Origin of the sequence: Bacillus sp. J33 (assembly GCF_000518885.1) — a bacterium.
Taxonomy (GTDB): domain Bacteria; phylum Bacillota; class Bacilli; order Bacillales; family Cytobacillaceae; genus Cytobacillus.
In genome coordinates this window covers 1-1,948 of record NZ_JAEL01000191.1, presented here as the reverse complement: position 1 = coordinate 1,948, position 1,948 = coordinate 1, and the positions used below count along the sequence as shown (strand labels likewise).

2 protein-coding genes are annotated in these 1,948 nt (G+C 45.1%); both read right to left on the bottom strand.

Going from position 1 to position 1,948, the window contains the following annotated elements; genetic code table 11:
• Positions 1-148: 148 nt before the first annotated feature.
• Positions 149-727, bottom strand: coding sequence for a phosphoribosylglycinamide formyltransferase (purN, locus tag L634_RS0128540; protein WP_026585310.1), 579 nt, complete (start codon positions 725-727; stop codon positions 149-151).
• A gap of 24 nt (positions 728-751) precedes the next feature.
• A complete protein-coding gene (gene purM / locus L634_RS0128535) occupies positions 752-1,777 on the bottom strand; it encodes a phosphoribosylformylglycinamidine cyclo-ligase (RefSeq protein WP_026585309.1) in 1,026 nt (341 codons plus the stop codon).
• Positions 1,778-1,948 lie beyond the last annotated feature (171 nt).

Here is a 1,948-nt window from a genome sequence, read left to right as displayed (position 1 = left end):
GTGTTTGTCAAGAGCGATTGCGGCGCATCTCCATCCAGTAAATAGGAGAGAAACTAACCCTTTAGGTAGTTTTCATAAATCTTTTGACACTACCTGACTACAAGACTTTTTTTAAAAGTACTCCTGAAGTTTTAACTAAGACCCTTTATCACTTTACCATTTTATCACGAAAAAGATTCTGTAAGACTTTCGGATAAAGCTTGTGTTCAACTTCATGTATCTTTTTCTGAAGGCTCTCTCTTGTTTCATCCACATTTATCTCAACTGGCTCCTGGGCAATGATCGGGCCCGTATCCATGCCTTCGTCCACATAATGAACTGTGACACCGCTGACCTTCACATCGGCTGCCAAAGCCTGGCCGATCGCATCTTTACCAGGAAAAGCTGGCAGTAGGGAAGGGTGGATATTAATAATTCTTCCTTCAAATTCTTTAAGAAGAGTAGGGCCAATCAGCCTCATATAGCCTGCGAGAATAATATACTCGGCACCGCTCTCCTTCAGCTTCTGCAGCATAACTTCTTCATACTCTGCTTTGCCGGCAAAGTCCTTGGCTGAAAAAACGAACTGGTTAATCCCTTCGTTTTGGGCACGCTCTATGCTGTAGGCCCCTGGACGGTCACATACAAATAGGACAATATCCGCCTCCAGCTCGCCTTGTTTGGACGCATCAATAATAGCCTGAAAGTTCGTTCCGCTTCCGGAAGCAAACACTGCGATTTTCTTCATGACTTCCTCCTTAAGCGTTTCAACTTACAGAATTTCGATTCCTTCTTGCTCCGTTACGATACCCATCCGGTAGGCTTTTTCCCCTATTTCGTTGAAGTAGGCAATCAATTCATCTGCGATTTCCTTCTCAACAGCAATTGCCATGCCTGTTCCCATATTAAAAATGTTGTACATTTCTTTACGCTGAAGCCCTCCGATTTTCTCCATCATCGTAAACACAGGCGGGATATCCCAATTGCTTTCTTCCAGCTGGGCACCAAGGCCTTCCGGAAGCATGCGCGGAATATTTTCAATAAATCCGCCACCTGTAATATGGGCCATGCCCTTCAGCTTATATTTCTTCATGGCTGATAAAAGAGGCTTTACATAGATTTTTGTAGGGCGAAGCAGCTCTTCTCCCAATGTGCAGCCCAATTCTTCTGCGTAATCCGCTAAGGACATGTTTGCTTTTTCAAAAAACAGCTTTCTGACAAGAGAGTAGCCATTGCTGTGAATGCCGCTTGATGCAAGTCCGATTAGCACATCCCCCGCTTTAATATCTGCCCCATTTACCATGCTGGATTTCTCACACGCTCCGACTGCAAAGCCGGCAAGATCATACTCGTCAGCACTATACATGCCAGGCATCTCAGCAGTTTCACCGCCTACCAGTGCACACCCTGCCTGTTCGCAGCCATCCGCAATTCCTTTTACAATTGCTTCAATCCGTTCCGGCGCTGCTTTTCCGCAGGCAATATAATCCAAGAAATAGAGAGGCTCTGCTCCCTGTACGACAATATCATTCACACACATTGCGACAGCATCAATCCCGATCGTATCATGCTTATCCATCATAAAGGCGAGCATCAGTTTTGTGCCGACTCCATCCGTGCCTGACACTAAAACGGGTTCCTTCAGATTGAGAACAGAAAGATCGAACATACCGCCAAATCCGCCCAACCCGCCAAGCACTCCTGGGCGAATGGTCTTCTGTACATGCTTTTTCATTCGTGAAACAGCCTCATAGCCTGCTTCAATATCTACTCCAGCCTGTTTATATGCATTTGCCATTCTTTTTCACCTCATAGTTGGAAAAATAAAGGCCGATTCTTCTACTTATCGGCCAAAATGGTGCTTTTAACGGCCAATATTGATACTACGTCAAGAAAACGGACAAATTAAATTGGGCACTTTCTTACTTTCTTCCTACCGCGCTATCGCTTGGTAACCTGGACAAATGAT

What these genes read in the sequence shown, in the direction of transcription:
- purN (WP_026585310.1), bottom strand. Translation starts at nt 727, where the DNA reads ATGAAGAAAATCGCAGTGTTTGCTTCCGGAAGCGGAACGAACTTTCAG.
- purM (WP_026585309.1), bottom strand. Translation starts at nt 1,777, where the DNA reads ATGGCAAATGCATATAAACAGGCTGGAGTAGATATTGAAGCAGGCTAT.